We start from the raw sequence: 24,993 nt of genomic DNA, 5'->3' as shown, positions 1-24,993 counted from the left end.
ATATTAGCATATATTGAATTTAAAGGCTATAATTTGTAAAATATAAAACTAAATTTGGAATAAATTTGTAATAAAAATGGAAAATAAATGGAAAAATGTAAACACTGCCAACTAAGTTTTAATGAAAATGAACTTATTACTGATGAGTTTGGAAATAAATTTTGCTGTAATGGCTGTAAAGAGGTATTTTACCTTTTAAATAGTGAAGGATATGCTGAATTTTATGAAAAACTTGGCAAAAATAAATTAGATCCTGTCTCAAGCTTAAAAAAATTTACAAAAGAAAACACTGAAAATTTTTATAAAAATTATGTTAAAAAAACAGACGAGGGTTTTAATGAAATTTATATAATAATAGAAGGAATTCATTGTGCTGCATGTGTTTGGCTAAATGAAAAAGTTCTTTTTAATCATCCTGGAATTATCGAAGCTAGCATAAATGCCTCAACTCATAAAGCAAAAATAATCTGGGATGAAAACACCACAAACTTAGCAAATATTTTCAATCTTATTAACTCAATCGGCTACAATGCTTTTGCTTACGATCCAAAAAGATCTCAAAAAAGAATGGATGCAAAAAGAAGAGAGTACTATTCAAAACTTTTGGTGGGAATTTTTGTAACTATGAATATAATGTGGATAGCAGTGGCACTTTATAGTGGATATTTTAGTTCAATCTCACAAGCAAATAAAGACTTACTTCATTTTGTAGAATTTATCTTAGCAACGCCAGTTATTTTTTATACAGGAAGTGTTTTTTTTAAAGGAGCAAAAACTTCTATAAAAACAAGAGTTCCAAATATGGACTTACTTGTTATAACTGGAGCTTTGACGGCTTATTTTTACTCAGTTTATGTAATGCTTACAAGAAGTGGGGAGGTTTATTTTGAAAGTGCTGCGATGATAATCACCTTTGTTTTTGGTGGAAAATATTTAGAACTTTTAGCACAAAAAAAAGCTGTAGATAGGCTTGATAGTTTTTCAATTTTATTGAACAGCGAAGTTATGGTAAAAAATGGAGATAACTTCGAAGCCAAAGATCTAAATTTAGTGAAAAAAGGTGATATTATTTTAATTAATAGTGGCGATAAAGTATTAGTTGATGGTAAAGTAATTAGTGGATCTGGAAGCTTTGACTATGCGAGTTTAAGTGGTGAAAGCCTGCCATTTTTTAAAGAAAAAAATTTATCTGTTGATAGTGGTGCGATATGTCTTGATGGAAGCCTTACCTATGAAGCAAGTTGTGATTTTAAAAGCTCACTTTTAAATAAAATAATAACTTTGCTTGAAAATGCTTCGTTTAAAAAATCCAAAATAGAACTTCTTACAACTAAAATTTCAGGCTATTTTTCAGCAGTTATTTTATCGCTTAGTTTAATAACTTTTATTTGCTGGATGATTTTTAACCAAGACTTACAAAAATCAATCTTAGTTGCAGTAAGTGTTTTAATCGTAGCTTGCCCATGCGCACTAGGACTTGCAACACCTGTTGCGACTTTAGTTGGACTTAGCATAGGACTAAAAAATAAAATTATTTTTAAAGAAGCTGCTATTTTAGAAAGTGTTGCTGGGTGTGAAAATATAGTTTTTGATAAAACTGGAACTCTTACAAAAGGCGAATTTGAAGTTATAAATTTTACTAAATTTAAAGAATTTGATGAAAATTTGCTTTTAAATTTAGTTAAAAAATCAAATCATTTAGTAAGTAAATCAGTTTTTAAATTTATAAATGATAAAGTTAAATTTAATGAGCTTAAATTTAGTGAATTTAGTGAAATTGCAGCAAAAGGCGTAAAAGCAAGATATAAAAATTTTGATTTAATAGGTGGAAATTTTAAGTTTTTGAATGAGTGCGGTATAGAGTGTAAAAAAAGTGATTTGACAAACTATTTTTTTGCTATTGATGGCGAAGTTGTAGCAAAATTTGAGCTTGAAGATATGCTAAAAGATGATGCTAAAATGCTTATTGAAAACATTAAAAACCTTGGATTAAAACCATATATTTTAAGTGGGGATAATGAAAAAGTTGTAGAAAATGTGGCAAAAAAACTTGGAATAAATGACTATAAGGCTGGTTTTTCTCCACTTCAAAAAGCTGATTTTATAAAAAATCTTGAAAAAGTTATAATGGTTGGTGATGGCATAAACGATGCAAATGCTCTAAGCATAGCAACTGTAGGTATTGCAATGGGAAATGGCGCTAGCATAAGTGTTGAAAAAAGTGATGTAGTTTTAATGGATGAGAGTCTAAAAAGCCTTTATGAAATGATAGTAATCTCTAAAAAAACATTAAAAACCATTAAAGAAAACTTAGCAATATCATTTTTTTATAATGCCATAACAATTCCACTTGCTGTGTTTGGGTATATAATACCACTAATTGCAGCACTTTCAATGAGTTTAAGCTCGCTTGCTGTGGTGCTAAATAGTGTAAAAAATTTAAAGGATTAAAAATGACTGGAATCATAGCTTTAATGATGTTTGTATCGATACTACTTGGAGTGTGTGCGTTATTTGGACTTTTATGGGGAATAAAGACAAAACAATTTGAGGATTATTCTAAATTTTTAGATGGAACTAAATTTGATAGCGAAGATGCGTTAAATGATGCGTATAAAATGGAACAAAAGAAAAAAGAGGCTTTGAAAAATAGAAAAAATGATAAAGATTTAGAAAAAGATAAAGGCTACAGACCGCCTGATTAATCACAAATTTATAAGATAGATAAAGTAATTTTTAAAAAATATAGCAAGTTAAAATGAGGGGAAAACTCCCCTCAAAATACTATTTTAAAGTTTGGATATACTCAACTACAGCTTTCATATCATCTTCACTTAGAGTTGCCATTTGACCTTTCATAATAGCACCCATATTGTAAAGACCTTTTCCGTTTTCACCCATTTCACCAGCTTTATATTTGATCATATTTTGAACCATTTCTTCTGGATCAAGTGTTTTTAAAGCAGGTATTTTATTTAGATAAACTTTTTCAGCTTTTGGGCCGTGACAGGCAATACATTTTTTATAAACAGTTGCGCCATCAGCTGCAAAAGCTCCGCTAAAAGCAACTCCTAATACTACTAAACTTAATGCAAGTTTTTTCATTTTTATTCTCCTTATTTTTACTTTTTAGTTATATAAAACTACATTTAAAGTTTTATAAAAAACTAAACTCTATATAATAGATACACACATTATAAAACTATTTTTTAAATCATTATTTAATAAAAAATATTAATTATGATTTAAAATTAGCGCTCTTTATATGCTCCAATGCTTAGAATTTTTTCCATTCTTTTTTCTAAAAGCTCATCTACACTTAACTTTTCAAGCTCGCTAAGTTCTTTTAAAAAATACTCGCCAACTTCTTTTATAGCACTTTCTTTATCTCTATGCGCTCCTGTTTTAGGCTCTTGTATAACATCATCTATGAGTTTATGTTCTTTTAACTCACTAGCTGTTATTTTCATAGCCTTTGTTGCAAGCTCACTTTTAGTAGGATCATTCCACAAAATTGCAGCACAACCCTCAGGTGAAATAACTGAAAAAATAGAGTTTTGCATCATAGCAAGTTTATCACTAACGCCAATAGCTAATGCCCCTCCACTTCCACCTTCACCAATTACAACAGAAATCATAGGAACTTTTAAAGAGCTAAACTCATATAAATTTTTAGCTATTGCTTCGCTTTGACCTCTTTCTTCTGCACCAACACCTGGATAAGCACCTGGAGTGTCTATTAAAAATAAAATTGGAAGATTAAACTTTTCAGCCATTTTTGCAACCCTTAAAGCTTTTCTATAACCCTCAGGATTTGGCATACCGAAATTTCTTTTTATTTTATTTTTAGTGCCTCTTCCCTTCTCCTCACCAATAATCACAACTTTTCTATCAGCCATATAGCCTATAAAACAAACTATTGCAGGATCATCTCTAAAGGCTCTATCTCCGTGAATTTCATATCCATCTTTTAAAAGAAGCTTTATATAATCAAGTGAATATGGGCGATCAGGATGACGAGCTAATTGAAGTCTTTGGTATTCTGAAAGATTTTTATAAGTTTTTACAACCTCTTTTTCCAAATTTTTATTTAAAATTTCAACAGCATCATCATCGCCCCTAATTTTTGCACTTGAAATTTCTTCATCAATTTGCTTTATTCCTTTTTCAAAATCCAAATAATTAGCCATTTTTATATCCTCCTAAAAATTACAGAACCGTTTGTCCCTCCAAAGCCAAAAGAATTACTCATAACTACTTTTAAATCAGCCTTTCTAGCTACATTTGGAACATAGTCTAAGTCACACTCTTCATCTTTTTCAATTTGGTTAATTGTAGGTGGGATAATTCCATTTTCCATAGCCATAATAGAAATAACAGCCTCAGTTGCACCAGCTGCGCCTAAACAGTGTCCTGTTTGACCCTTAGTTGAGCTAACTGCTGGAACATTATCTTTTCCAAAAAGCTCTTTTAAAGCATTTGTTTCATTTCTATCATTTATAGCTGTTGAAGTTCCGTGAGCGTTTATATAATCAATCTTTGGACTTCCTGCCATTTCATAAGCTTTTTTCATAGCTCTTAAAGGACCTTCGAGTGTTGGAGAAGTTATGTGAAATGCATCACCACTTTCGCCAAAGCCAATTATTTCTGCATAAATTTTTGCACCTCTTTGTTTGGCCTCTTCATACTCTTCTAAAACAAGTGCAGCAGCACCTTCACCCATCACAAAACCATTTCTACCTTTATCAAAAGGTCTTGAAGCAGTGCTTGGGTCATCATTTCTTTCAGATAGAGCTTTCATCGCAGCAAATCCACCAATGCCAAGTTCGCAAATAGCAGATTCAGCGCCAACAACAAGCATCTTTTTAGCCTCACCTATCATTATGCTTTTTGCACCTTCGCAAATAGCGTGAGTTGAAGCTGCACATGCAGTTACGCTTGATAAATTAGGACCTTTTAAACCGTGCGCGATTGACACCATTCCACCAAGCATATTAACAAGTGCTGATGGTATAAAAAAAGGAGAGATTCTTTTAGGACCTTTTGCCGAGCATACAATAGCATTTTTTTCAATATTTGGAAGCCCGCCTATACCAGAAGCTGAACTAACACCAAACTCATCGCCATCAAAACTATCAAATTTGGCATCTTCCATAGCTTCAGCTGCGGCTTTTAAACCAAGTTGGATAAATCTATCCATTTTCTTTACCTCTTTGCCATCTTCTACAACACTAAGAGGATCAAAGCCTTTAACTTCGGCAGCTATTTGAACAGGAAGTCTACTTGCATCAAATGAAGTTACTTTACAAACACCTGTTTTGCCATCACAAATAGCCTTAAAAGAGCTGTCTTTGTCAAGACCTAGTGCATTTATCATGCCTATACCTGTTACTACCACTCTTTTCAAAATATCTCCCTTAACAATAAAAATTAAAGTTTTTCTATATAATCAACTACATCTTTTATGGTAAGTAGTTTTTCTGCATCACTATCTGGAATTTCAACATCAAATTTGTCTTCCAAAGCCATAATAAGCTCAACAACATCTAAGCTATCAGCACCTAAATCTTCTACGATTTTAGAATCAAGTTTTACAGCATCCGCATCTACACTAAGTTGTTCTACAACTACATCTCTTACATCTTCAAAAACTGCCATTTCAGCACTCCTTAATAAAAATATTTAATATTTTACAATATTTAAGCTTTTGTTTTAGTTAAAACAATTTTTAATTATATCATATTTAGCTTATATCATATATAAAATTATAAGCTTTTATTACATATATAATCCACCATTTACTTTTAAAACTTCTCCTGTAATATAACCTGCATCATCGCTTAATAAAAAAGCAACTGCATTTGCTATATCTTTTGGATCACCAAGTCTTTTAAGCGGAATTGCGTTTATATATCCTTGTTTGATTTCATCACTTAAAACTTCTGTCATATCTGTAGCAATAAATCCAGGAGTTACACAATTAAAGCGAATTCCTCTACTAGCTCCTTCTTTAGCAAAACTTTTACTCATAGCTATCATTCCGCCTTTGCTAGCTGAGTAATTAACTTGACCAGCATTTCCCATCTCACCAACAATTGAAGCAATATTTACAACTGATCCAAAGCGTTTTTTACTCATAACTTTTAAAGCTTCTTTACTTCCTATAAATGCAGATGTTAAATTTGCATTTATTACACTTGTAAAATCTTCAAGTTTCATTCTAATAGCTAACTTATCATTTGTAATACCTGCATTATTTACCAAATAGCTTAGCTCGCCATCTGAATCAATTATAGTTTTTATAGCTTCTATAAAATCATCTTCATTTGTTGCATCAAATTTAATAACCGCTGCTTTAAAGCCATTTTTAGTAATCTCTTCACACAGAGCATCAGCAATTTCTGGCTTTGAGCGATAATTTATCCAAACTTTAAGACCTTTTGAGGCTAAAGTTTTTGCAATTTGGGCACCAATGCCACGACTTGCTCCTGTAATTAAAACATTTTTACCGCTAAATTCCATACTAAATCCTTAATATTTAAATCAGCCGTAATTTTATAATAAAAAAGTAAATTTATAAATTGAATAGTTTAAATTAATTTTATTTAAAGAGTTTAATAGTTTAATTTTAGAAATTTTAATTATTTGCCGCCAAATTTAATAAGAGCAGACCCCCAAGTAAATCCTCCACCAAAAGCATCAAGCAAAAGCAAATCTCCATTTTTTAAATTATTATTTTCATAAGCATAATTTAATGCCATTGGAATAGAAGCAGAGCTAGTATTTCCAAATTTATCAACCGTTACAACGCACTGATTATCACTTAAATTAAGCCTATCTTTTACTGCATTTATTATTCTTAAATTTGCTTGATGAGGAACAAATAAGTTGATTTTTTCACTTGAAATTTTATTTTTTTCTAAAATTTTTAAAACATCATTTGTAAGAGTATTAATGGCTGTTTTAAAAACTTCATTGCCTTTCATATGGATAAATTGAAGATTATTTTCTACAACAAAATTTGAAGCAGGATTTTTTGATCCACATCCTGGAGTTATAAGCAAGTCACACTTACTTCCATCGCTTGAAGTGTGTGTGTCTATAATGTAGTTTTCATCCTTGCTTTCTGAAATAATAGCCGCACCTGCACCATCGCCAAATAAAACACAAGTCGTTCTATCATTCCAATTCACAATTGAGCTAAGCTTTTCAGCTCCAATTATTAAAATATTTTTTTTAAGCCCGCTTTCAACCATGCTTTTTGCTATTTCGATTAAATAGATAAATCCGCTACAAGCAGCACTTATATCAAATGCCATAATATCATCGATGCCTAAAAGATCCGCTATTCTACACGCAGTTGATGGCATGCAAAGATAATCAGGCGAAATAGTAGCACAAATAATACAATCAATATCATCTATGGTTAAATTCGCTCTTTGTATAGCAAGTTTTGCAGCTTTATATCCTAAATCACTCGTAACTTCATCTTTGGCTATATGTCTAGTTTTAATGCCGGTTCTTTTTGTGATCCAATCATCACTTGTTTCTACCATTTTTTCTAAGTCATGATTTGTTAAAATATGTTCAGGCGCATAGGCTGCAATAGATATCATAGATGCTTTTTTCATTTATTTTATAACCTTATTTATCTTTTTTAAACTTTTCAAGCTCATTTACAACATCGCAAGTAATGTCTGATTTTGCAAAAGCAATTGCTTGAAAGATAGCATTTTTAATAGCTTTTGATGAACTTTTTCCATGGCTTATAATAACACACTTTTTAATGCCTAAAAGTGGTGCTCCACCATACTCTGCATAATCAGTTTGTTTTTTGATATTTTTAAATCCAGGCTTTAAAAGAAGTCCTCCAAGTTTTGCCAAAAATGAGTTTTTAATTTCATTTTTTATAAGCTTACTTATAGCAGCTGCTGCGCCTTCGCTTGTTTTCAAAACGATATTTCCAACAAATCCGTCACAAACAACAACATCGACCGAGCCATCAAAAATTTGAGCCCCTTCGACATTTCCAATAAAAGAATCCAGCCTTTTTAAAAGTTTAAAAGCTCCTTTTGTTGGTTCATCGCCTTTACTTTCTTCTTCTCCGTTGGATAAAATTCCTATTTTAGGATTTTTGATATTCATAATATTTCTTGCATAGGCAAGTCCTAAAACCCCGAATTGAAAAATATGCTCTGCTTTGCAATCAACATTTGCCCCAACATCAAGCAAAAGAGTTTTGCTTCCTTCTTTACTACAAGGCATAAATGTCGCAATACCCGGCCTTAAAACTCCACTTAGTCTACCGATTTTAAGAGTTGCTAAACTCATAGTTGCACCGCTATGTCCAGCAGATACAATAGCTTCACAAACTCCATCTTTTACCAACTCAATAGCTTTGTAGATGCTTGTATTTGGTTTTTTAAAAGCACTTGTAGCTTCCTCTTTCATAGTTAGAATTTCATCAGCTTGAACAAATCTAACTCTATTCATAAACTCATTAGGGATAAATTCCTTTATGGCCTCTTCATCGCCTACTAAGAAAGGTTCGAATTCCCTTTGTTTTAAGGCTTCTACAACACCTTTTACAATAGGCTCACAGCCAAAATCCCCACCCATAGCATCTACTGCTATCTTTATCATTAGTATTCGCCGGTTGTTTTATTTGCGCGGTGTGGTATTTTCCAGCTACCGTCTTTATCTTTTACAGGAATAGGAAGTTTTACACTATAGTGTGTTCTTCTTTTCGCTGCTCTAGTTTTACTAACGCGTCTTTTTGGAACTGCCATTTTTTCTCCTTTATAAATTTATTACTGTTTTGAGCACTCATCACAGTAAAAATAGCCACTTTTAAAAGATTCAACTTCACTTTGAATAACTTCATCAAAGTCTATTTTACCGTCAAAAAACTCTATAACATTATCAAGTGTTTGCAAGTTATAAACTCCATTGCTTAAAATTATATCTACATTTTCATCTAAGCTTAAAGTGATATCTTTGCCACATCTATTGCAAATATATGGAATTTCTCCAAAAATATGTGCGTTTAAATTTATAACTTTGTCACTAACTTTTTCTAAACTTCCTTTTAAATTTACACCATTATAAGAAGTTTCTACAAAAGAAATTTTTTGATTTAAAAAATCTATTTTCAATTTTTTAGCAAATCTCTCTTTGTGCGAAGAAAAATGCTATTTCCGTTTTTGCATTTTCCAAACTATCACTTCCATGAACTGCATTTGCATCAATGCTTTCAGCAAAATCAGCTCTAATTGTTCCTTTTGCTGCTTCTTTTGGATTTGTTGCTCCCATAAGCTCTCTATTTTTAGCAACTGCATCATTGCCTTCTAAAACCATAACAACAACAGGACCGCTTACCATAAAATCAACTAGCTCACCAAAAAAAGGTCTTTCTTTATGAACTGCATAAAACGCTTTTGCATCACATTTGCTAAGTTTAACTTTTTTCATAGCAGCAATTCTTAATCCATTTGATTCAAATCTATCGATTATTTTTCCAATAACGCCTTTTTTTACAGCATCAGGTTTTATTATAGATAGTGTTCTTTGCATAAATTCTCCTTGAAAATAGTATAAATTATATGAAATTTATAAAGTTGTGATAATATCTAAAATTTGATTAAAAAAAGTTTAAGCCCAAAATGAATTGGGCCTAGTGATTAATCTACCACGGCTACGCTGTCATCTCTTTGATCGTTTGGAATTTCTTCTCTGTATGGTTGACCATCAACAACTTCACTCCAAACAATACATCCATCAGTTGGACACGCATCTGCACAAGCTGGTGAGTCATTATGACCTACACACTCAACACATTTATCAGCATAAACATAATAAATATCTTCTCCATTTGGATTATCGCTATCATCTACAATAGCTTCAACTGGGCATTCATCTATGCATGAACCACAGCTTATACAGGTATCAGTAATTTTAACTGCCATTTTTTCTCCTTTATCGATAATTTTAAAAGTTGATAATATCATAATTTGAATTAATAAAAAGTAAAATTTACTTTGAAATTTATAAAAAAAATAATGAATTTATTACTTTAATATAAATTTAGATTTGATTAACTCAAATGCTTTATAATATTGCGAACAAAAATTAATTAAGAGGAGAAAAGATGCTAGTAACAAAAAAAGCACCTGATTTTACAGCTACAGCTGTATTAGGAAATAACACAATAGTTGGAGATTTTAATCTTTATAAAAATTTAGGCAAAAACGGCGCGGTAGTTTTTTTCTATCCAAAAGATTTTACATTTGTTTGCCCTAGTGAAATAATTGCGTTTGATCACAGATATAATGATTTTAAAGAAAGAGGAATTGAAGTTATTGGAATTAGTACTGATAATGAGTTTTCTCATCTTGCTTGGAAAAATACTCCAGTAAATAAAGGCGGAATTGGAAATATTAAATATCCTTTAGTTTCAGATATCACAAAACAAATTTCAAGAGATTTTGATGTACTTTATGCTGATGCAGTTGCGCTTAGAGGTTCATTTTTACTTGATAAAGATGGCACTGTAAGACACATGGTTTTAAACGATGATGCACTTGGTAGAAACATAGATGAGATGCTAAGAATGGTTGATACTATGCTATTTACAAATGAGCACGGAGTTGTTTGTCCAGCTGGCTGGAACAAAGGTCAAGAAGGTATGAAGGCAAATCCTGATGGTGTTGCTGATTATCTAGGTAAAAACGCAGATAAACTATAATCTCAATGGGGAGTTTTTCCCCATTTTTTAAACTAAAAACTTCTAAATTCTTACTATTTTTTATAAAATTTTATTTATAAATTTTAAATTTTATCTATTTTTATAGTTATTGTGGTTAAAATAGCTTGATTTTAAAATGAAATTTAAGGCAAAAGATGGAAAAAAACCTGATTCTTGGTATAGAAAGTAGTTGCGATGATAGCTCAATTGCTTTAATAGATATAAAAACCTATAACTGTGTAGAATATCTAAAAATATCTCAAGAAAAAGAGCATTGCGAGTTTGGTGGAGTAGTGCCTGAGCTTGCAGCAAGGCTTCACACAGCTGCACTTCCAAAACTACTTGAAAAAATAAAACAGCATTTTGATAATATAGCTGCCATTGCAGTTACTAATATGCCAGGTCTTAGTGTGAGCTTGGTTGGTGGTGTAAGTATGGCAAAGGCTTTAAGTGTGTCTTTAAGCATTCCATTAATTGAAGTAAATCATCTTTTAGGACATATTTACTCACTTTTTTTAGACTGCGAGGCTAAATTTCCACTTGGAGTTTTGCTAGTTAGTGGCGGACATACAATGGTTTTAGATATAGATAAAGATAAAAATATAAAAATAGTAGCAAAAACTGGAGATGATAGCTTTGGTGAGAGCTTTGATAAAGTAGCTAAGATGATGAATTTAGGCTATCCTGGTGGCGCGGTAATAGAAAATTTAGCAAAAAACGGTACGAGCAAATATAACTTTACAATACCACTTTTACATGATAAAAGAGTGGAATACAGCTTTTCAGGACTTAAAAATCAAGTAAGATTAGCCATAGAAGAGTGTGAGAATTTAAGTCAAGCTGATAAAGAAAATATAGCTTTTTCATTTCAAAAAGCAGCCATTTCACATATAATGGATAAATTAAGTAAAGTTTATGAAGTTAAAAAATGGAAAAATTTTGGTGTTGTTGGTGGAGCTAGTGCAAATTTGGTTTTAAGACAAAATTTAGAAAATTTATGCAGTAAATTTAATGCAAATCTTTTAACCGCACCTCTTAAATACTGCTCAGATAATGCTTTAATGATAGCAAGAGTTGGAGTAGAAAAGTATAAAATGGGCAAATTTATAAGCTACCAAAATTTAGAAATAAAACCTAAAATTGATAAGCTTTGTTTATGAAATTTTAAAAATATCTTAGCAATGCAATAAATTAAATTTTGAATTTAGCGACTAAAACATTAAAACTAATTTATTGCAGTATCTAAAAAAGACTTATTTATAAAATGCAGTATAAATTAAAGAGTTGATATAAATTTAGCTAATGCATTTATTTCATCATCACTTAACTCACTTGCCGTTCTGTGCATTGTGGCTTTTAGATTTCCACCATAATTTATATCGTTTTTATATCCCATAAGATCTGCTTTTATTTGATTTTCATCAAGCTCATTTATAATTTTACTAGCTTTTAAAGCACTTTGTTCACCATATCTACCATGGCAAGACGCACATTTAAAGTCATAATACTCGTCAACGCTTTTGCCGCTAAAAATATTTATATTTTTAGTAAATTTATCATTAGTTTGTGAAGTTTTAACTGTATTTTTTGTTTCATTATTTTTTATTTCATTTTCGGTTTTTACGGCTTGAGTTTTTTCATCAGTTTTTTTACTATCACTTGAGCATCCTAATAAAAAAAATGAGATAAAACAGGCTAAAATAAATCTCATTATAAATCCTTTTTAAAAATTAATGAAATTATACCAAAAATTTATGAAATTATAAAAATTATTAATTAGATACTTTTTTAAAGAAAAGCCCAAAATTTTTGGGCTTTATAAATTAATAAGTTGTGATATCAACATTTACGCGTCTATTTGGTGCAAGACACTCAATAAGTTTATTTTTAGCAAGACTTGAATCACATTCTTTAACAGGCTCGCTTTCACCGGCTCCTTTAGTTGTGATTTTGCTACTTGATATTCCGTTTTTAACAAATTCATTTTTAACCGAATTTGCTCTTTTTTGTGAAAGGATCAGATTTGATTCATCACTTCCAATCAAGTCTGTATGGCCTACAACAAGAATGTCTTTAATGTTTTCTTTGCCAAATTTATTTACTAAATTTGAAATTTCATTTTTTCCATTTTGACTTAAATTGGCACTTGCAAATTTAAATAAAAAGTCACTTGATAGCTCAATGCTTTGTGTTTTTTTTGTTTTTATTTACGAAGTCCTCACACTCTTTAGTGTTCCAAAACAAACTAGCTGCTTTATATGTATCAAAGTCATAAACTACTTTATACTGGCAAATCATATCTTTATCGCCAGCTTTTTCTTTAAGATTAAAAAGATAATCCCACTCAACTACATATGCAAGTCCAGCTGAAAAATGTGGAACTCCGATAAGTTTTCTTATCTCATCTTTGCTCATTCCAACTTCGATTTTTCTTATATTTTCCAAATTTACACCCAAGGCTTTGTTATAAATGCTTTTTTCTGGTTTTGGAAAAGTAACTTCATCTTTTGTCATTATGCCATTTCTTGGTACTTTTGTGCTTAACTTTGTAGTACAACCTTGTAAGAAAAGCATCCCCGCAACTGCTAAAACTACTAACGAAATTTTTTTCATATTTTTATCCTTTTTATAATGTCAAAAAAGAAAGAGCATAAGCTCCTTCTTTTGATTAAAAATGAAATCCTACAGATAAAGCAGCTCCGGCTTTTTCTTGTGAGTCATAACTTGCACTACCTTTAAATACCCATTTTCCACTATCACTCATTTTTGATAACCCTATCGCCATAGCTGACTGACCATCATAAAAGCCACTTCCTAAGCTAATCATTCCCTTTCCTGGGATTGTTGCTTGAGGCATGTTGCCAATTGCCATAGCTGAGGCTGTTCCTGCACTTGCTCGTTTTTTATACTCGCCAAGTTTTCCATAAACATCGTTTAATCCAGCTCTTAGTTGTCCCATAGTAGCAGCATCTGAGTTTAGAACACCAGGAGCAACGTTACTTATAGTTCTTTGAGTTACTACACCATCTTTTAGTCCACCAACAGATACTGTGTTTGGTCTGTCAACTACTTTTCCATTTGACACAACTTTTGTATTTGAACCAGCACCAATAGCGACTGAATTTATGCCTTCTGCTTCTGCTTTAGCGTCATTAACTACAATTTTACCATTTTTATCAAATTTACGATCATCTGCTGCTATCCATTTAGAACCTTGATTCACTACTTTTTGAACTGCTTTTAGTTGAGCGACATTAACTGCATCGGTGTCTTTAGTTCCTGCTGCAACATTTGTGATTTGGCGAGTAAAACCGTCTTCTCCGCTCTTGCCAACAGAAATCGCACCTTTTGTATTTTTTACTGTATTTGCAACATCAGTATTTTTAGCCAAATAAACTTCTTGTTTTTCAGCATCACTGAGAGCTTTTCTGTTTGCTTGTGAATATGAGCCAAGAGCTACACCACCAGCAACACTTACTTTTGTCTTTTCTCCAAGACCTAACGCTTGTTTAGCATCTTTTTCTATAGTTACATGGTTTCCAAGAATAAAGCTTCCATTGGCTCCTGTATACACCGTATTATCATTACCAACAGAGTAAGAACCATCCGATTCTATAAAACTTGGGTCACCTATCGCACCTGAGTTTTCGCCTTTTACAACATTGCCTACGCCGATAGCGATCGAATTGTTGCCGATTGCTTTCGATCTTGGACCGATAGCTATAGCATTTTCACCTTCTGCGGATGAATCATTTCTTGATTTTCCATTCGCTTCAGGCTCAATCTTACCACCGTTTACATGCACAAAACCAATTCCTTCTTGATTTATTTTATTTATTGCAGCGATTATATTTTTGTTGTTTGTTGTTTGTTGCTTTTTAACATCATGAGTTACAATATTATCAGTTGAACCTGTAGAACTACCGATATTATTACCACCGATATATTCTCTGATGATGTCCCTAACTTGATCTTTACCAATACCTCCTGTGCCTGTACCTTTATAAGCGATAGTGTATTTATTATTATTGCTATTTTTTGTTATAGAGATATCTTTTCCTTCCTCAAATATATTTGCTATGTTAGCATCTGTTAGACCTAAAGCTTCTCGCCAAACATCTTTTTTGAAGCCTTGAGCGGCTTTCAAATTGCTTCCGTCAAGCATTGCATATTTATTTGAAAAAACATTATTACCAGCAATTGAATTGATATCAGCACTGAATGTAAATTTATTAACATTTTTGTCATAAGCCACTTTTATACCGTCTGTCGCAGTAAAATCAATATTTTCGTTTGCTTTTATCTCGTCTTTTGCACCACCATTTGCAGATACACTTAAACTTATAAAGTTTCCGCTATCTATCTTGGTTGTTAAATTTGTAATTTCTGATTTATCAGCTTTTTCATTAATGCCAAGTTTATTTTGCCAAGAAGTTACATTATCATTAGAAAGATTATCAGCATTTACATTAGCTTTACCTGCTAAATCAGCTGTTAAATTTGTAGTTCCAGCTATTTCTTTAACTTTATCTTTATCAAGGCTTAGCTTATAATCAGTGTTATTTCCAGTTGTCTTATCAACAACTTTTATACCACTATTTGCATCTGTTGAAACAGATGTTGTTTTTTGAGTATTTGCTGTTACATAACCTTTATCAGTAAGGTCTTTATTTGTAATAACACTTGTATCACCTAGAGTTGTATCTCCAAATGTGTATGTTTTATTATTGTTTGTAATAGAAGTTATGTTTTTAAGTTCTTTATCTAGACTATATTTAACGTTTCCGTTTCCATCATCAGTTACACTTAGATTATCTCCTGCAGTAAACTTATAAGTTGTTCCGTTAAGTCCTGTAAGATCAACACCTACTTCAAATGTTTTTACACCATTTTCAGTTTTATCAGTAACTGTAACTTTGCTTCCATCTTTTGCTTTTACATTTACAGAATCTTGAGCTAAAGTTTTAATGTCACCATCACTTACACCTAAAGCTTTTTTCCAAGTATCTTTATTGAAATTTGGATTTAACTTGTTTGCATTAATATCTTCAAATAGATTACTTCCATCAAGTTTTGTATAACCTGCTTCCAAACTTGTATTTGTTACAAATGTATCACCAAGTTTTTTTGTAAAGTCATTATTTCCTGCGATATTTGTTACAAATGTTTTATCGCTTGCAAGTTTTTCTGTATCAAGAGATAGTTTAGGGTTTTGTTTATCATCACTATTTACATTAATAAATTTATCACCTGTTACTGATTTTACATATTCACCCAAACCTAGAGCTTTTTGCCAATCAGCTTTATTATCTGTAATATTTGAAGCATCTTTTTTAGCAAAATTATCGCTGAAAGCTGTATTGTTTGCAAGCTTAGAAGCATCTACAGATACTTTGTATGTATCTTTATCGTTTGCTGTTGTTTTTCCTACATTTACAATATCACCATCACCTACAACTTCAACTGAGCCTTTAGCTAAATTTTTGATTGTTGTTTTACCACCATCTGTGATATTTGTTAAATCTGTTTTAGCTAAATTTGTAAGGTCTGATTTATCAGCTTTGTTGTTTATGTTGGTTGTTAAATTTGTAATTTCTGATTTATCAGCTTTTTCATTAATGCCAAGTTTATTTTGCCAAGAAGTTACATTATCATTAGAAAGATTATCAGCATTTACATTAGCTTTACCTGCTAAATCAGCTGTTAAATTTGTAGTTCCAGCTATTTCTTTAACTTTATCTTTATCAAGGCTTAGCTTATAATCAGTGTTATTTCCAGTTGTCTTATCAACAACTTTTATACCACTATTTGCATCTGTTGAAACAGATGTTGTTTTTTGAGTATTTGCTGTTACATAACCTTTATCAGTAAGGTCTTTATTTGTAATAACACTTGTATCACCTAGAGTTGTATCTCCAAATGTGTATGTTTTATTATTGTTTGTAATAGAAGTTATGTTTTTAAGTTCTTTATCTAGACTATATTTAACGTTTCCGTTTCCATCATCAGTTACACTTAGATTATCTCCTGCAGTAAACTTATAAGTTGTTCCGTTAAGTCCTGTAAGATCAACACCTACTTCAAATGTTTTTACACCATTTTCAGTTTTATCAGTAACTGTAACTTTGCTTCCATCTTTTGCTTTTACATTTACAGAATCTTGAGCTAAAGTTTTAATGTCACCATCACTTACACCTAAAGCTTTTTTCCAAGTATCTTTATTGAAATTTGGATTTAACTTGTTTGCATTAATATCTTCAAATAGATTACTTCCATCAAGTTTTGTATAACCTGCTTCCAAACTTGTATTTGTTACAAATGTATCACCAAGTTTTTTTGTAAAGTCATTATTTCCTGCGATATTTGTTACAAATGTTTTATCGCTTGCAAGTTTTTCTGTATCAAGAGATAGTTTAGGGTTTTGTTTATCATCACTATTTACATTAATAAATTTATCACCTGTTACTGATTTTACATATTCACCCAAACCTAGAGCTTTTTGCCAATCAGCTTTATTATCTGTAATATTTGAAGCATCTTTTTTAGCAAAATTATCGCTGAAAGCTGTATTGTTTGCAAGCTTAGAAGCATCTACAGATACTTTGTATGTATCTTTATCGTTTGCTGTTGTTTTTCCTACATTTACAATATCACCATCACCTACAACTTCAACTGAGCCTTTAGCTAAATTTTTGATTGTTGTTTTACCACCATCTGTGATATTTGTTAAATCTGTTTTAGCTAAATTTGTAAGGTCTGATTTATCAGCTTTGTTGTTTATGTTGGTTGTTAAATTTGTAATTTCTGATTTATCAGCTTTTTCATTAATGCCAAGTTTATTTTGCCAAGAAGTTACATTATCATTAGAAAGATTATCAGCATTTACATTAGCTTTACCTGCTAAATCAGCTGTTAAATTTGTAGTTCCAGCTATTTCTTTAACTTTATCTTTATCAAGGCTTAGCTTATAATCAGTGTTATTTCCAGTTGTCTTATCAACAACTTTTATACCACTATTTGCATCTGTTGAAACAGATGTTGTTTTTTGAGTATTTGCTGTTACATAACCTTTATCAGTAAGGTCTTTATTTGTAATAACACTTGTATCACCTAGAGTTGTATCTCCAAATGTGTATGTTTTATTATTGTTTGTAATAGAAGTTATGTTTTTAAGTTCTTTATCTAGACTATATTTAACGTTTCCGTTTCCATCATCAGTTACACTTAGATTATCTCCTGCAGTAAACTTATAAGTTGTTCCGTTAAGTCCTGTAAGATCAACACCTACTTCAAATGTTTTTACACCATTTTCAGTTTTATCAGTAACTGTAACTTTGCTTCCATCTTTTGCTTTTACATTTACAGAATCTTGAGCTAAAGTTTTAATGTCACCATCACTTACACCTAAAGCTTTTTTCCAAGTATCTTTATTGAAATTTGGATTTAACTTGTTTGCATTAATATCTTCAAATAGATTACTTCCATCAAGTTTTGTATAACCTGCTTCCAAACTTGTATTTGTTACAAATGTATCACCAAGTTTTTTTGTAAAGTCATTATTTCCTGCGATATTTGTTACAAATGTTTTATCGCTTGCAAGTTTTTCTGTATCAAGAGATAGTTTAGGGTTTTGTTTATCATCACTATTTACATTAATAAATTTATCACCTGTTACTGATTTTACATATTCACCCAAACCTAGAGCTTTTTGCCAATCAGCTTTATTATCTGTAATATTTGAAGCATCTTTTTTAGCAAAATTATCGCTGAAAGCTGTATTGTTTGCAAGCTTAGAAGCATCTACAGATACTTTGTATGTATCTTTATCGTTTGCTGTTGTTTTTCCTACATTTACAATATCACCATCACCTACAACTTCAACTGAGCCTTTAGCTAAATTTTTGATTGTTGTTTTACCACCATCTGTGATATTTGTTAAATCTGTTTTAGCTAAATTTGTAAGGTCTGATTTATCAGCTTTGTTGTTTATGTTGGTTGTTAAATTTGTAATTTCTGATTTATCAGCTTTTTCATTAATGCCAAGTTTATTTTGCCAAGAAGTTACATTATCATTAGAAAGATTATCAGCATTTACATTAGCTTTACCTGCTAAATCAGCTGTTAAATTTGTAGTTCCAGCTATTTCTTTAACTTTATCTTTATCAAGGCTTAGCTTATAATCAGTGTTATTTCCAGTTGTCTTATCAACAACTTTTATACCACTATTTGCATCTGTTGAAACAGATGTTGTTTTTTGAGTATTTGCTGTTACATAACCTTTATCAGTAAGGTCTTTATTTGTAATAACACTTGTATCACCTAGAGTTGTATCTCCAAATGTGTATGTTTTATTATTGTTTGTAATAGAAGTTATGTTTTTAAGTTCTTTATCTAGACTATATTTAACGTTTCCGTTTCCATCATCAGTTACACTTAGATTATCTCCTGCAGTAAACTTATAAGTTGTTCCGTTAAGTCCTGTAAGATCAACACCTACTTCAAATGTTTTTACACCATTTTCAGTTTTATCAGTAACTGTAACTTTGCTTCCATCTTTTGCTTTTACATTTACAGAATCTTGAGCTAAAGTTTTAATGTCACCATCACTTACACCTAAAGCTTTTTTCCAAGTATCTTTATTGAAATTTGGATTTAACTTGTTTGCATTAATATCTTCAAATAGATTACTTCCATCAAGTTTTGTATAACCTGCTTCCAAACTTGTATTTGTTACAAATGTATCACCAAGTTTTTTTGTAAAGTCATTATTTCCTGCGATATTTGTTACAAATGTTTTATCGCTTGCAAGTTTTTCTGTATCAAGAGATAGTTTAGGGTTTTGTTTATCATCACTATTTACATTAATAAATTTATCACCTGTTACTGATTTTACATATTCACCCAAACCTAGAGCTTTTTGCCAATCAGCTTTATTATCTGTAATATTTGAAGCATCTTTTTTAGCAAAATTATCGCTGAAAGCTGTATTGTTTGCAAGCTTAGAAGCATCTACAGATACTTTGTATGTATCTTTATCGTTTGCTGTTGTTTTTCCTACATTTACAATATCACCATCACCTACAACTTCAACTGAGCCTTTAGCTAAATTTTTGATTGTTGTTTTACCACCATCTGTGATATTTGTTAAATCTGTTTTAGCTAAATTTGTAAGGTCTGATTTATCAGCTTTGTTGTTTATGTTGGTTGTTAAATTTGTAATTTCTGATTTATCAGCTTTTTCATTAATGCCAAGTTTATTTTGCCAAGAAGTTACATTATCATTAGAAAGATTATCAGCATTTACATTAGCTTTACCTGCTAAATCAGCTGTTAAATTTGTAGTTCCAGCTATTTCTTTAACTTTATCTTTATCAAGGCTTAGCTTATAATCAGTGTTATTTCCAGTTGTCTTATCAACAACTTTTATACCACTATTTGCATCTGTTGAAACAGATGTTGTTTTTTGAGTATTTGCTGTTACATAACCTTTATCAGTAAGGTCTTTATTTGTAATAACACTTGTATCACCTAGAGTTGTATCTCCAAATGTGTATGTTTTATTATTGTTTGTAATAGAAGTTATGTTTTTAAGTTCTTTATCTAGACTATATTTAACGTTTCCGTTTCCATCATCAGTTACACTTAGATTATCTCCTGCAGTAAACTTATAAGTTGTTCCGTTAAGTCCTGTAAGATCAACACCTACTTCAAATGTTTTTACACCATTTTCAGTTTTATCAGTAACTGTAACTTTGCTTCCATCTTTTGCTTTTACATTTACAGAATCTTGAGCTAAAGTTTTAATGTCACCATCACTTACACCTAAAGCTTTTTTCCAAGTATCTTTATTGAAATTTGGATTTAACTTGTTTGCATTAATATCTTCAAATAGATTACTTCCATCAAGTTTTGTATAACCTGCTTCCAAACTTGTATTTGTTACAAATGTATCACCAAGTTTTTTTGTAAAGTCATTATTTCCTGCGATATTTGTTACAAATGTTTTATCGCTTGCAAGTTTTTCTGTATCAAGAGATAGTTTAGGGTTTTGTTTATCATCACTATTTACATTAATAAATTTATCACCTGTTACTGATTTTACATATTCACCCAAACCTAGAGCTTTTTGCCAATCAGCTTTATTATCTGTAATATTTGAAGCATCTTTTTTAGCAAAATTATCGCTGAAAGCTGTATTGTTTGCAAGCTTAGAAGCATCTACAGATACTTTGTATGTATCTTTATCGTTTGCTGTTGTTTTTCCTACATTTACAATATCACCATCACCTACAACTTCAACTGAGCCTTTAGCTAAATTTTTGATTGTTGTTTTACCACCATCTGTGATATTTGTTAAATCTGTTTTAGCTAAATTTGTAAGGTCTGATTTATCAGCTTTGTTGTTTATGTTGGTTGTTAAATTTGTAATTTCTGATTTATCAGCTTTTTCATTAATGCCAAGTTTATTTTGCCAAGAAGTTACATTATCATTAGAAAGATTATCAGCATTTACATTAGCTTTACCTGCTAAATCAGCTGTTAAATTTGTAGTTCCAGCTATTTCTTTAACTTTATCTTTATCAAGGCTTAGCTTATAATCAGTGTTATTTCCAGTTGTCTTATCAACAACTTTTATACCACTATTTGCATCTGTTGAAACAGATGTTGTTTTTTGAGTATTTGCTGTTACATAACCTTTATCAGTAAGGTCTTTATTTGTAATAACACTTGTATCACCTAGAGTTGTATCTCCAAATGTGTATGTTTTATTATTGTTTGTAATAGAAGTTATGTTTTTAAGTTCTTTTGATAAGCCTACAACAATATTATTACCATCTATATTTGTCATAATGTTTTCGCCATTATCGAAGTTGCTCCAGTCAGTACCAGCACCCTTAACTGAAACAGTTGAACCAAGCTCGGCTGTGTGTTCACCAGAATTTGCTACAAATTTTAGACCATCATTTATAATCTTTTGTAGCTGCCCGCCATTTATCGCGTCTGTGCTACCAGCTTTGATTTCTCCATCAGCTAAATTTGTAAGCTTGATAGCACTATTATTTTCTCCGGCAAAACCGATATTATCATCAAATTTTTTTAACTCGATAGGAGAATTATCATCTTTATTATTCATAGTGTCATCGTCTGCTATGGTTATTGATTTGAATCTAGGTGTATCAGTCATAGCAATTTTAATTTTACTCGTATAAGGCTTTTTTGTGGCCGGATCATTAGTTCCATCTGCAGCTATGGATTTTGTCTCAAGATTTTTGCCGGTATAAACAATATTAGTCCTGTCGTTCTTCCAGTTGTCATCAGTTTTTATGTTTAAAGTATCATTATCGTATTTATCTTCATTTTGTATCCTACCCTTTCCGCCGATATCACCTTGTATAAAAAAACCTACTTGTTTTAGTTGAGCGACATTGACTGCATCGGTGTCTTTGGTACCTGCTGCAACACCTGTGATTTGACGAGTTATTTTTTCATCATTACCTACAGCAAATGGTTGATTTGTCGCTGTCCAAGCTGATTTACTATTTTCAAATGCATTGCTAGTTTCATCTATACTAAATGCTTTGGGTTTATATCCCTTAAGATCTTTATCTTCTCTAGCATTTGAAACTGAATCTTGTCCTATAGCCACACCACCACCAGCAACAATTTTCTTAGAACCATCAACAATGACTTTAGCACCATTTCCTATAGCTACTGCATCATTGGCAAGTGCTTGCGCATCATGTCCTATAGCGACAGAATTTTCATACATGGTATTTGATATATATTTGATTGTAGCTTGTTCTTTTTCAGCTGCACTAAGCTTATCAAAGTCTGCTTCTGTTATTAACTTACCATTATGTTCATATCTTTTATCATATGTTTTTAGCAGCTCTTCTAATTCATCTCTCCTTTTACCAAATTCAGCCATTTTTTCCTGATTTCCTAATTGTTCTGCCCTCTTATATTTATTTTTGACACTCTCAATCTCTTTTTTAATTTTATTATATGAAGCTTCATCAATAATTGTACTTCCACCAGTTTCTGCACCAAAACCTATGGCGACTGAGTTATTGCCAGATTTGGCGTTTGGTCCGATAGCTATAGCATTTTTACCTTTTGCACCGTCAGAGTCATAGTTTGAGCCAGCACCTTTTATAGATGAGTTTATACTTACATATGGGACTTTGTCCGCTTTTACGTTTTGTAATCTTTCGTTTAGTTGTCCTAAATTTACAGCTTCATCATCAAGTTCTGCTCTGGCGACGTTGCCAAGGCGAATTTTTCCGTCTTTATTTTCTCCGACTTTTCTTTTGCCGTCTTTTACTTGTTGGTCATCGGCAGTGTATGTTTGTGGAGCTGTTTTACCGTCTTTTCCGACCAAACTAAGACGCTCTGGAGAATTGGAAAAAATATCATCACCTGGTTTAATTCCAAGATTATCAACTTCATTAGCCCCTGATCCGCTGGTAGTATACAGTCCTGTGACTGTATCCATAATAGGTTCCCCTTTCTTTTTTCTAATTTCACTCCATTTGACATATCGTATTTTTCTATCTGGATCAGTTGTCCATACAGCAGGATATAGTTTTTCTCCATTTGCCTGATTTCCGACATACCATCTTTTTGTGTCTTCATCATATATGACTAATTCTCTATCTCCGGTACCTAATGTTGAACCGACTTTTTTACCTTGATTCTTCAACTCTTCAAAAGTCAATCCTCTATAGCCGGTAGGTCTTGAGCTATCTTTTACCACTTCAAATAAAACAGGATTTTCTTTTAGTTCCTCAGGTGACATTACTTTATTTAAAGTTCCTGTAGGCACTACATAATACTTTCCGCCGATTTCTACAACTCCATTTATCGCCCTGTCTAGAATAGATACATCAAATTTACCTTTAAATCCTATACTTCCATCAGGATTTACAACTTTTTCCATTCTGTCGCCGTTATTGTGAGTATAAACTGCAGTGCCGTTATTTTGGATATTCGCTATTTCTTGTTCACTTGGAGCAGCTTTCAGATCGCCTACAACCACTCCACAAAATAGAGTTGCTGCAAATAGTCCTTTTAATAAAAAGCCACTGTTTAAAACAACCGAATTTCTTAAATCAAAAAAGTTTTTTAAAACCTCAACTTTAGTTTTGCTGGATACTGTGCCACTTCCTTTACTTGAGCTCACACATGAGCCGTTTTCAGCGATAGCTACCCAGCCAATGCCATCTTTATAGACATGTCTATAAGCTTTGTTCATACCTATCCTTTTTATATGAAATAGACTAAATTATATCACAAACCTATGGTTTTATAACTTAAATATAGTAAATTTATAGAAAAAATATTTAATTATATTTTAAAATAGAATTAAGAAATAGTGTGGTGTTTAAATTTAAAAAAATATTAGTCCAAATTTGATATAATTTTATTTTAACGATAAAAAAGGTGAATTATGAAAAAAATAGTTTTGATTTTCGTGATGATTTTATCTGCTTATGGAAATATACTAAATGAAGCTGATAAGGCGTATGCTAAAAAAGAGTATAAAACTGCGATTAAACTTTTGCAAAATGCGTGTGATAAAAATATGGCAGTTGGATGCCATAACTTAGCTTTAATGTATTTAAATGGCAATGGAGTGGAGATAAATTTAGAAAAAAGTGCTTTGTTTTTTCAAAAAGCTTGTGATAAAAAAATAGTCCAAAGTTGCCAAAATTTAGGACTTTTATATGAAAAAGGGCTTGGAGTAGAACAAAACTACTTTAAAGCACTTGAAATGTATAAAAAATCTTGCAATGATAAAAGCTTAGTTGGATGTGAAAATTTGGCTTATATGTATGAAAATGGTCTTGGAGTAAGACAGGACTTTAAAAAAGCTAATGAAATTTATACAAAAATGTGTGATAAAAATAACTCAAAAGGGTGTTATAGGCTATATGAAATTTATATGGAAGCAAAATTTATCGAAAAAGATACTAATAAAGCAATAGAATTTTTAAAAAAATCTTGCCTTTGTGGAAAAAGTGATGCTTGTAGAGAAATGGGCGTGATATATACAGAAGGCGTTTTTATAAAACAAAATTTCGTAGAGGCAAAGGAATATTTTGGAAAAGCGTGTGATTTAGAAGATATGAAAGGTTGTGAAAGTTATAAACTACTAAATGAAAGTGGGTTTTAATAAAAACTTTTAAATGTTTTATTAAAACAGCATTAGACCACTTTCAAATATCTGTTTTCATAAATTTAGTAAA

The 24,993-nt window shown here is 31.3% G+C and carries 20 protein-coding genes; 5 read left to right on the top strand and 15 right to left on the bottom strand.

All coding sequences use genetic code 11. From position 1 onward, the window contains the following. Positions 1 to 87 precede the first annotated feature (87 nt). Positions 88 to 2,451 carry a heavy metal translocating P-type ATPase gene (locus CURT_RS00815; RefSeq protein WP_018712593.1) on the top strand — a complete coding sequence of 788 codons (2,364 nt, stop codon included), beginning with the start codon at positions 88 to 90 and terminating at the stop codon, positions 2,449 to 2,451. Between the two features lie 2 nt (positions 2,452 to 2,453). Beyond that, the gene (locus tag CURT_RS00810; protein WP_016646142.1) at positions 2,454 to 2,705 is read left to right on the top strand and encodes a cbb3-type cytochrome oxidase assembly protein; all 252 of its coding nucleotides are present in this window, start codon (positions 2,454 to 2,456) and stop codon (positions 2,703 to 2,705) included. Between the two features lie 79 nt (positions 2,706 to 2,784). Here CURT_RS00810 and CURT_RS00805 read toward each other — a convergent pair whose 3' ends face one another. The 11 genes from CURT_RS00805 to CURT_RS00755 form a co-directional block, all read right to left on the bottom strand. Then, entirely contained in the window at positions 2,785 to 3,105 is a 321-nt protein-coding gene (locus CURT_RS00805) for a c-type cytochrome (RefSeq protein WP_018712594.1), read from the bottom strand. 146 nt (positions 3,106 to 3,251) lie between these two features. Beyond that, positions 3,252 to 4,190 carry an acetyl-CoA carboxylase carboxyl transferase subunit alpha gene (accA, locus tag CURT_RS00800; RefSeq protein ID WP_018712595.1) on the bottom strand — a complete coding sequence of 313 codons (939 nt, stop codon included), beginning with the start codon at positions 4,188 to 4,190 and terminating at the stop codon, positions 3,252 to 3,254. Positions 4,191 to 4,192: 2 nt separating this feature from the next. After that, positions 4,193 to 5,407: a beta-ketoacyl-ACP synthase II gene (locus CURT_RS00795; protein ID WP_018712596.1), complete on the bottom strand. Its 1,215-nt coding sequence runs from the start codon at positions 5,405 to 5,407 to the stop codon at positions 4,193 to 4,195. Positions 5,408 to 5,430: 23 nt separating this feature from the next. Continuing rightward, positions 5,431 to 5,658 (bottom strand): acyl carrier protein, encoded by a 228-nt coding sequence (gene acpP / locus CURT_RS00790; protein WP_016646146.1) that lies wholly within the window; start codon positions 5,656 to 5,658, stop codon positions 5,431 to 5,433. A gap of 120 nt (positions 5,659 to 5,778) precedes the next feature. Then, positions 5,779 to 6,522 (bottom strand): 3-oxoacyl-ACP reductase FabG, encoded by a 744-nt coding sequence (gene fabG, locus CURT_RS00785; RefSeq protein ID WP_016646147.1) that lies wholly within the window; start codon positions 6,520 to 6,522, stop codon positions 5,779 to 5,781. 119 nt (positions 6,523 to 6,641) lie between these two features. Then, complete coding sequence (locus CURT_RS00780; RefSeq protein WP_018712597.1) at positions 6,642 to 7,631, bottom strand: beta-ketoacyl-ACP synthase III; 990 nt, start codon at positions 7,629 to 7,631, stop codon at positions 6,642 to 6,644. A gap of 13 nt (positions 7,632 to 7,644) precedes the next feature. Then, positions 7,645 to 8,643 (bottom strand): phosphate acyltransferase PlsX, encoded by a 999-nt coding sequence (gene plsX, locus CURT_RS00775; RefSeq protein ID WP_018712598.1) that lies wholly within the window; start codon positions 8,641 to 8,643, stop codon positions 7,645 to 7,647. Then, positions 8,643 to 8,789 carry a 50S ribosomal protein L32 gene (rpmF, locus tag CURT_RS00770; protein WP_016646150.1) on the bottom strand — a complete coding sequence of 49 codons (147 nt, stop codon included), beginning with the start codon at positions 8,787 to 8,789 and terminating at the stop codon, positions 8,643 to 8,645. Before rpmF ends, plsX begins: the two co-directional genes overlap by 1 nt. A 21-nt stretch (positions 8,790 to 8,810) precedes the next feature. After that, positions 8,811 to 9,155, bottom strand: coding sequence for a DUF177 domain-containing protein (locus CURT_RS00765; protein ID WP_016646151.1), 345 nt, complete (start codon positions 9,153 to 9,155; stop codon positions 8,811 to 8,813). Between the two features lie 4 nt (positions 9,156 to 9,159). Beyond that, on the bottom strand, positions 9,160 to 9,573 hold the full coding sequence (ndk, locus tag CURT_RS00760; RefSeq protein WP_018712599.1) for a nucleoside-diphosphate kinase: 414 nt from the start codon (positions 9,571 to 9,573) through the stop codon (positions 9,160 to 9,162). A 107-nt stretch (positions 9,574 to 9,680) separates the two neighbouring features. Next, positions 9,681 to 9,965 (bottom strand): DUF362 domain-containing protein, encoded by a 285-nt coding sequence (locus tag CURT_RS00755; protein WP_018712600.1) that lies wholly within the window; start codon positions 9,963 to 9,965, stop codon positions 9,681 to 9,683. Positions 9,966 to 10,147: 182 nt separating this feature from the next. On the opposite strand from CURT_RS00755, the gene CURT_RS00750 reads away from it, so the two are divergent. Continuing rightward, positions 10,148 to 10,744 (top strand): peroxiredoxin, encoded by a 597-nt coding sequence (locus tag CURT_RS00750; protein ID WP_018712601.1) that lies wholly within the window; start codon positions 10,148 to 10,150, stop codon positions 10,742 to 10,744. A 167-nt stretch (positions 10,745 to 10,911) separates the two neighbouring features. Further along, the gene (gene tsaD, locus CURT_RS00745) at positions 10,912 to 11,904 is read left to right on the top strand and encodes a tRNA (adenosine(37)-N6)-threonylcarbamoyltransferase complex transferase subunit TsaD (protein WP_026320293.1); all 993 of its coding nucleotides are present in this window, start codon (positions 10,912 to 10,914) and stop codon (positions 11,902 to 11,904) included. A gap of 116 nt (positions 11,905 to 12,020) precedes the next feature. On the opposite strand, the gene CURT_RS00740 is transcribed toward tsaD, so the two are convergent. From CURT_RS00740 to CURT_RS00725, 4 genes are all read right to left on the bottom strand, one after another. Next, the gene (locus tag CURT_RS00740) at positions 12,021 to 12,455 is read right to left on the bottom strand and encodes a c-type cytochrome (protein ID WP_018712603.1); all 435 of its coding nucleotides are present in this window, start codon (positions 12,453 to 12,455) and stop codon (positions 12,021 to 12,023) included. A 112-nt stretch (positions 12,456 to 12,567) separates the two neighbouring features. Beyond that, entirely contained in the window at positions 12,568 to 12,927 is a 360-nt protein-coding gene (locus tag CURT_RS00735) for an OmpA family protein (protein ID WP_255199044.1), read from the bottom strand. Then, a complete protein-coding gene (locus tag CURT_RS00730) occupies positions 12,923 to 13,357 on the bottom strand; it encodes an outer membrane protein assembly factor BamE (RefSeq protein ID WP_018712605.1) in 435 nt (144 codons plus the stop codon). The genes CURT_RS00735 and CURT_RS00730 overlap by 5 nt, the downstream gene beginning before the upstream one ends. 55 nt (positions 13,358 to 13,412) lie before the next feature. Then, positions 13,413 to 23,999: a YadA-like family protein gene (locus CURT_RS00725; protein ID WP_115651868.1), complete on the bottom strand. Its 10,587-nt coding sequence runs from the start codon at positions 23,997 to 23,999 to the stop codon at positions 13,413 to 13,415. Between the two features lie 195 nt (positions 24,000 to 24,194). Between CURT_RS00725 and CURT_RS00720 the strand changes: the two genes are divergently transcribed. Next, positions 24,195 to 24,920 carry a tetratricopeptide repeat protein gene (locus tag CURT_RS00720; protein WP_018713486.1) on the top strand — a complete coding sequence of 242 codons (726 nt, stop codon included), beginning with the start codon at positions 24,195 to 24,197 and terminating at the stop codon, positions 24,918 to 24,920. Positions 24,921 to 24,993: the final 73 nt, after the last annotated feature.

The organism is Campylobacter ureolyticus (assembly GCF_013372225.1).
GTDB classification, from domain to species: domain Bacteria; phylum Campylobacterota; class Campylobacteria; order Campylobacterales; family Campylobacteraceae; genus Campylobacter_B; species Campylobacter_B ureolyticus.
This window is presented reverse-complemented; position numbering and strand designations above follow the sequence as displayed.

What these genes read in the sequence shown, in the direction of transcription:
- accA (WP_018712595.1), bottom strand. Translation starts at nt 4,190, where the DNA reads ATGGCTAATTATTTGGATTTTGAAAAAGGAATAAAGCAAATTGATGAA.
- ndk (WP_018712599.1), bottom strand. Translation starts at nt 9,573, where the DNA reads ATGCAAAGAACACTATCTATAATAAAACCTGATGCTGTAAAAAAAGGC.
- CURT_RS00815 (WP_018712593.1), top strand. Translation starts at nt 88, where the DNA reads ATGGAAAAATGTAAACACTGCCAACTAAGTTTTAATGAAAATGAACTT.
- plsX (WP_018712598.1), bottom strand. Translation starts at nt 8,643, where the DNA reads ATGATAAAGATAGCAGTAGATGCTATGGGTGGGGATTTTGGCTGTGAG.
- CURT_RS00740 (WP_018712603.1), bottom strand. Translation starts at nt 12,455, where the DNA reads ATGAGATTTATTTTAGCCTGTTTTATCTCATTTTTTTTATTAGGATGC.
- rpmF (WP_016646150.1), bottom strand. Translation starts at nt 8,789, where the DNA reads ATGGCAGTTCCAAAAAGACGCGTTAGTAAAACTAGAGCAGCGAAAAGA.
- CURT_RS00725 (WP_115651868.1), bottom strand. Translation starts at nt 23,999, where the DNA reads ATGAACAAAGCTTATAGACATGTCTATAAAGATGGCATTGGCTGGGTA.
- CURT_RS00730 (WP_018712605.1), bottom strand. Translation starts at nt 13,357, where the DNA reads ATGAAAAAAATTTCGTTAGTAGTTTTAGCAGTTGCGGGGATGCTTTTC.
- CURT_RS00720 (WP_018713486.1), top strand. Translation starts at nt 24,195, where the DNA reads ATGAAAAAAATAGTTTTGATTTTCGTGATGATTTTATCTGCTTATGGA.
- CURT_RS00805 (WP_018712594.1), bottom strand. Translation starts at nt 3,105, where the DNA reads ATGAAAAAACTTGCATTAAGTTTAGTAGTATTAGGAGTTGCTTTTAGC.
- CURT_RS00810 (WP_016646142.1), top strand. Translation starts at nt 2,454, where the DNA reads ATGACTGGAATCATAGCTTTAATGATGTTTGTATCGATACTACTTGGA.
- fabG (WP_016646147.1), bottom strand. Translation starts at nt 6,522, where the DNA reads ATGGAATTTAGCGGTAAAAATGTTTTAATTACAGGAGCAAGTCGTGGC.
- acpP (WP_016646146.1), bottom strand. Translation starts at nt 5,658, where the DNA reads ATGGCAGTTTTTGAAGATGTAAGAGATGTAGTTGTAGAACAACTTAGT.
- CURT_RS00755 (WP_018712600.1), bottom strand. Translation starts at nt 9,965, where the DNA reads ATGGCAGTTAAAATTACTGATACCTGTATAAGCTGTGGTTCATGCATA.
- CURT_RS00750 (WP_018712601.1), top strand. Translation starts at nt 10,148, where the DNA reads ATGCTAGTAACAAAAAAAGCACCTGATTTTACAGCTACAGCTGTATTA.
- CURT_RS00780 (WP_018712597.1), bottom strand. Translation starts at nt 7,631, where the DNA reads ATGAAAAAAGCATCTATGATATCTATTGCAGCCTATGCGCCTGAACAT.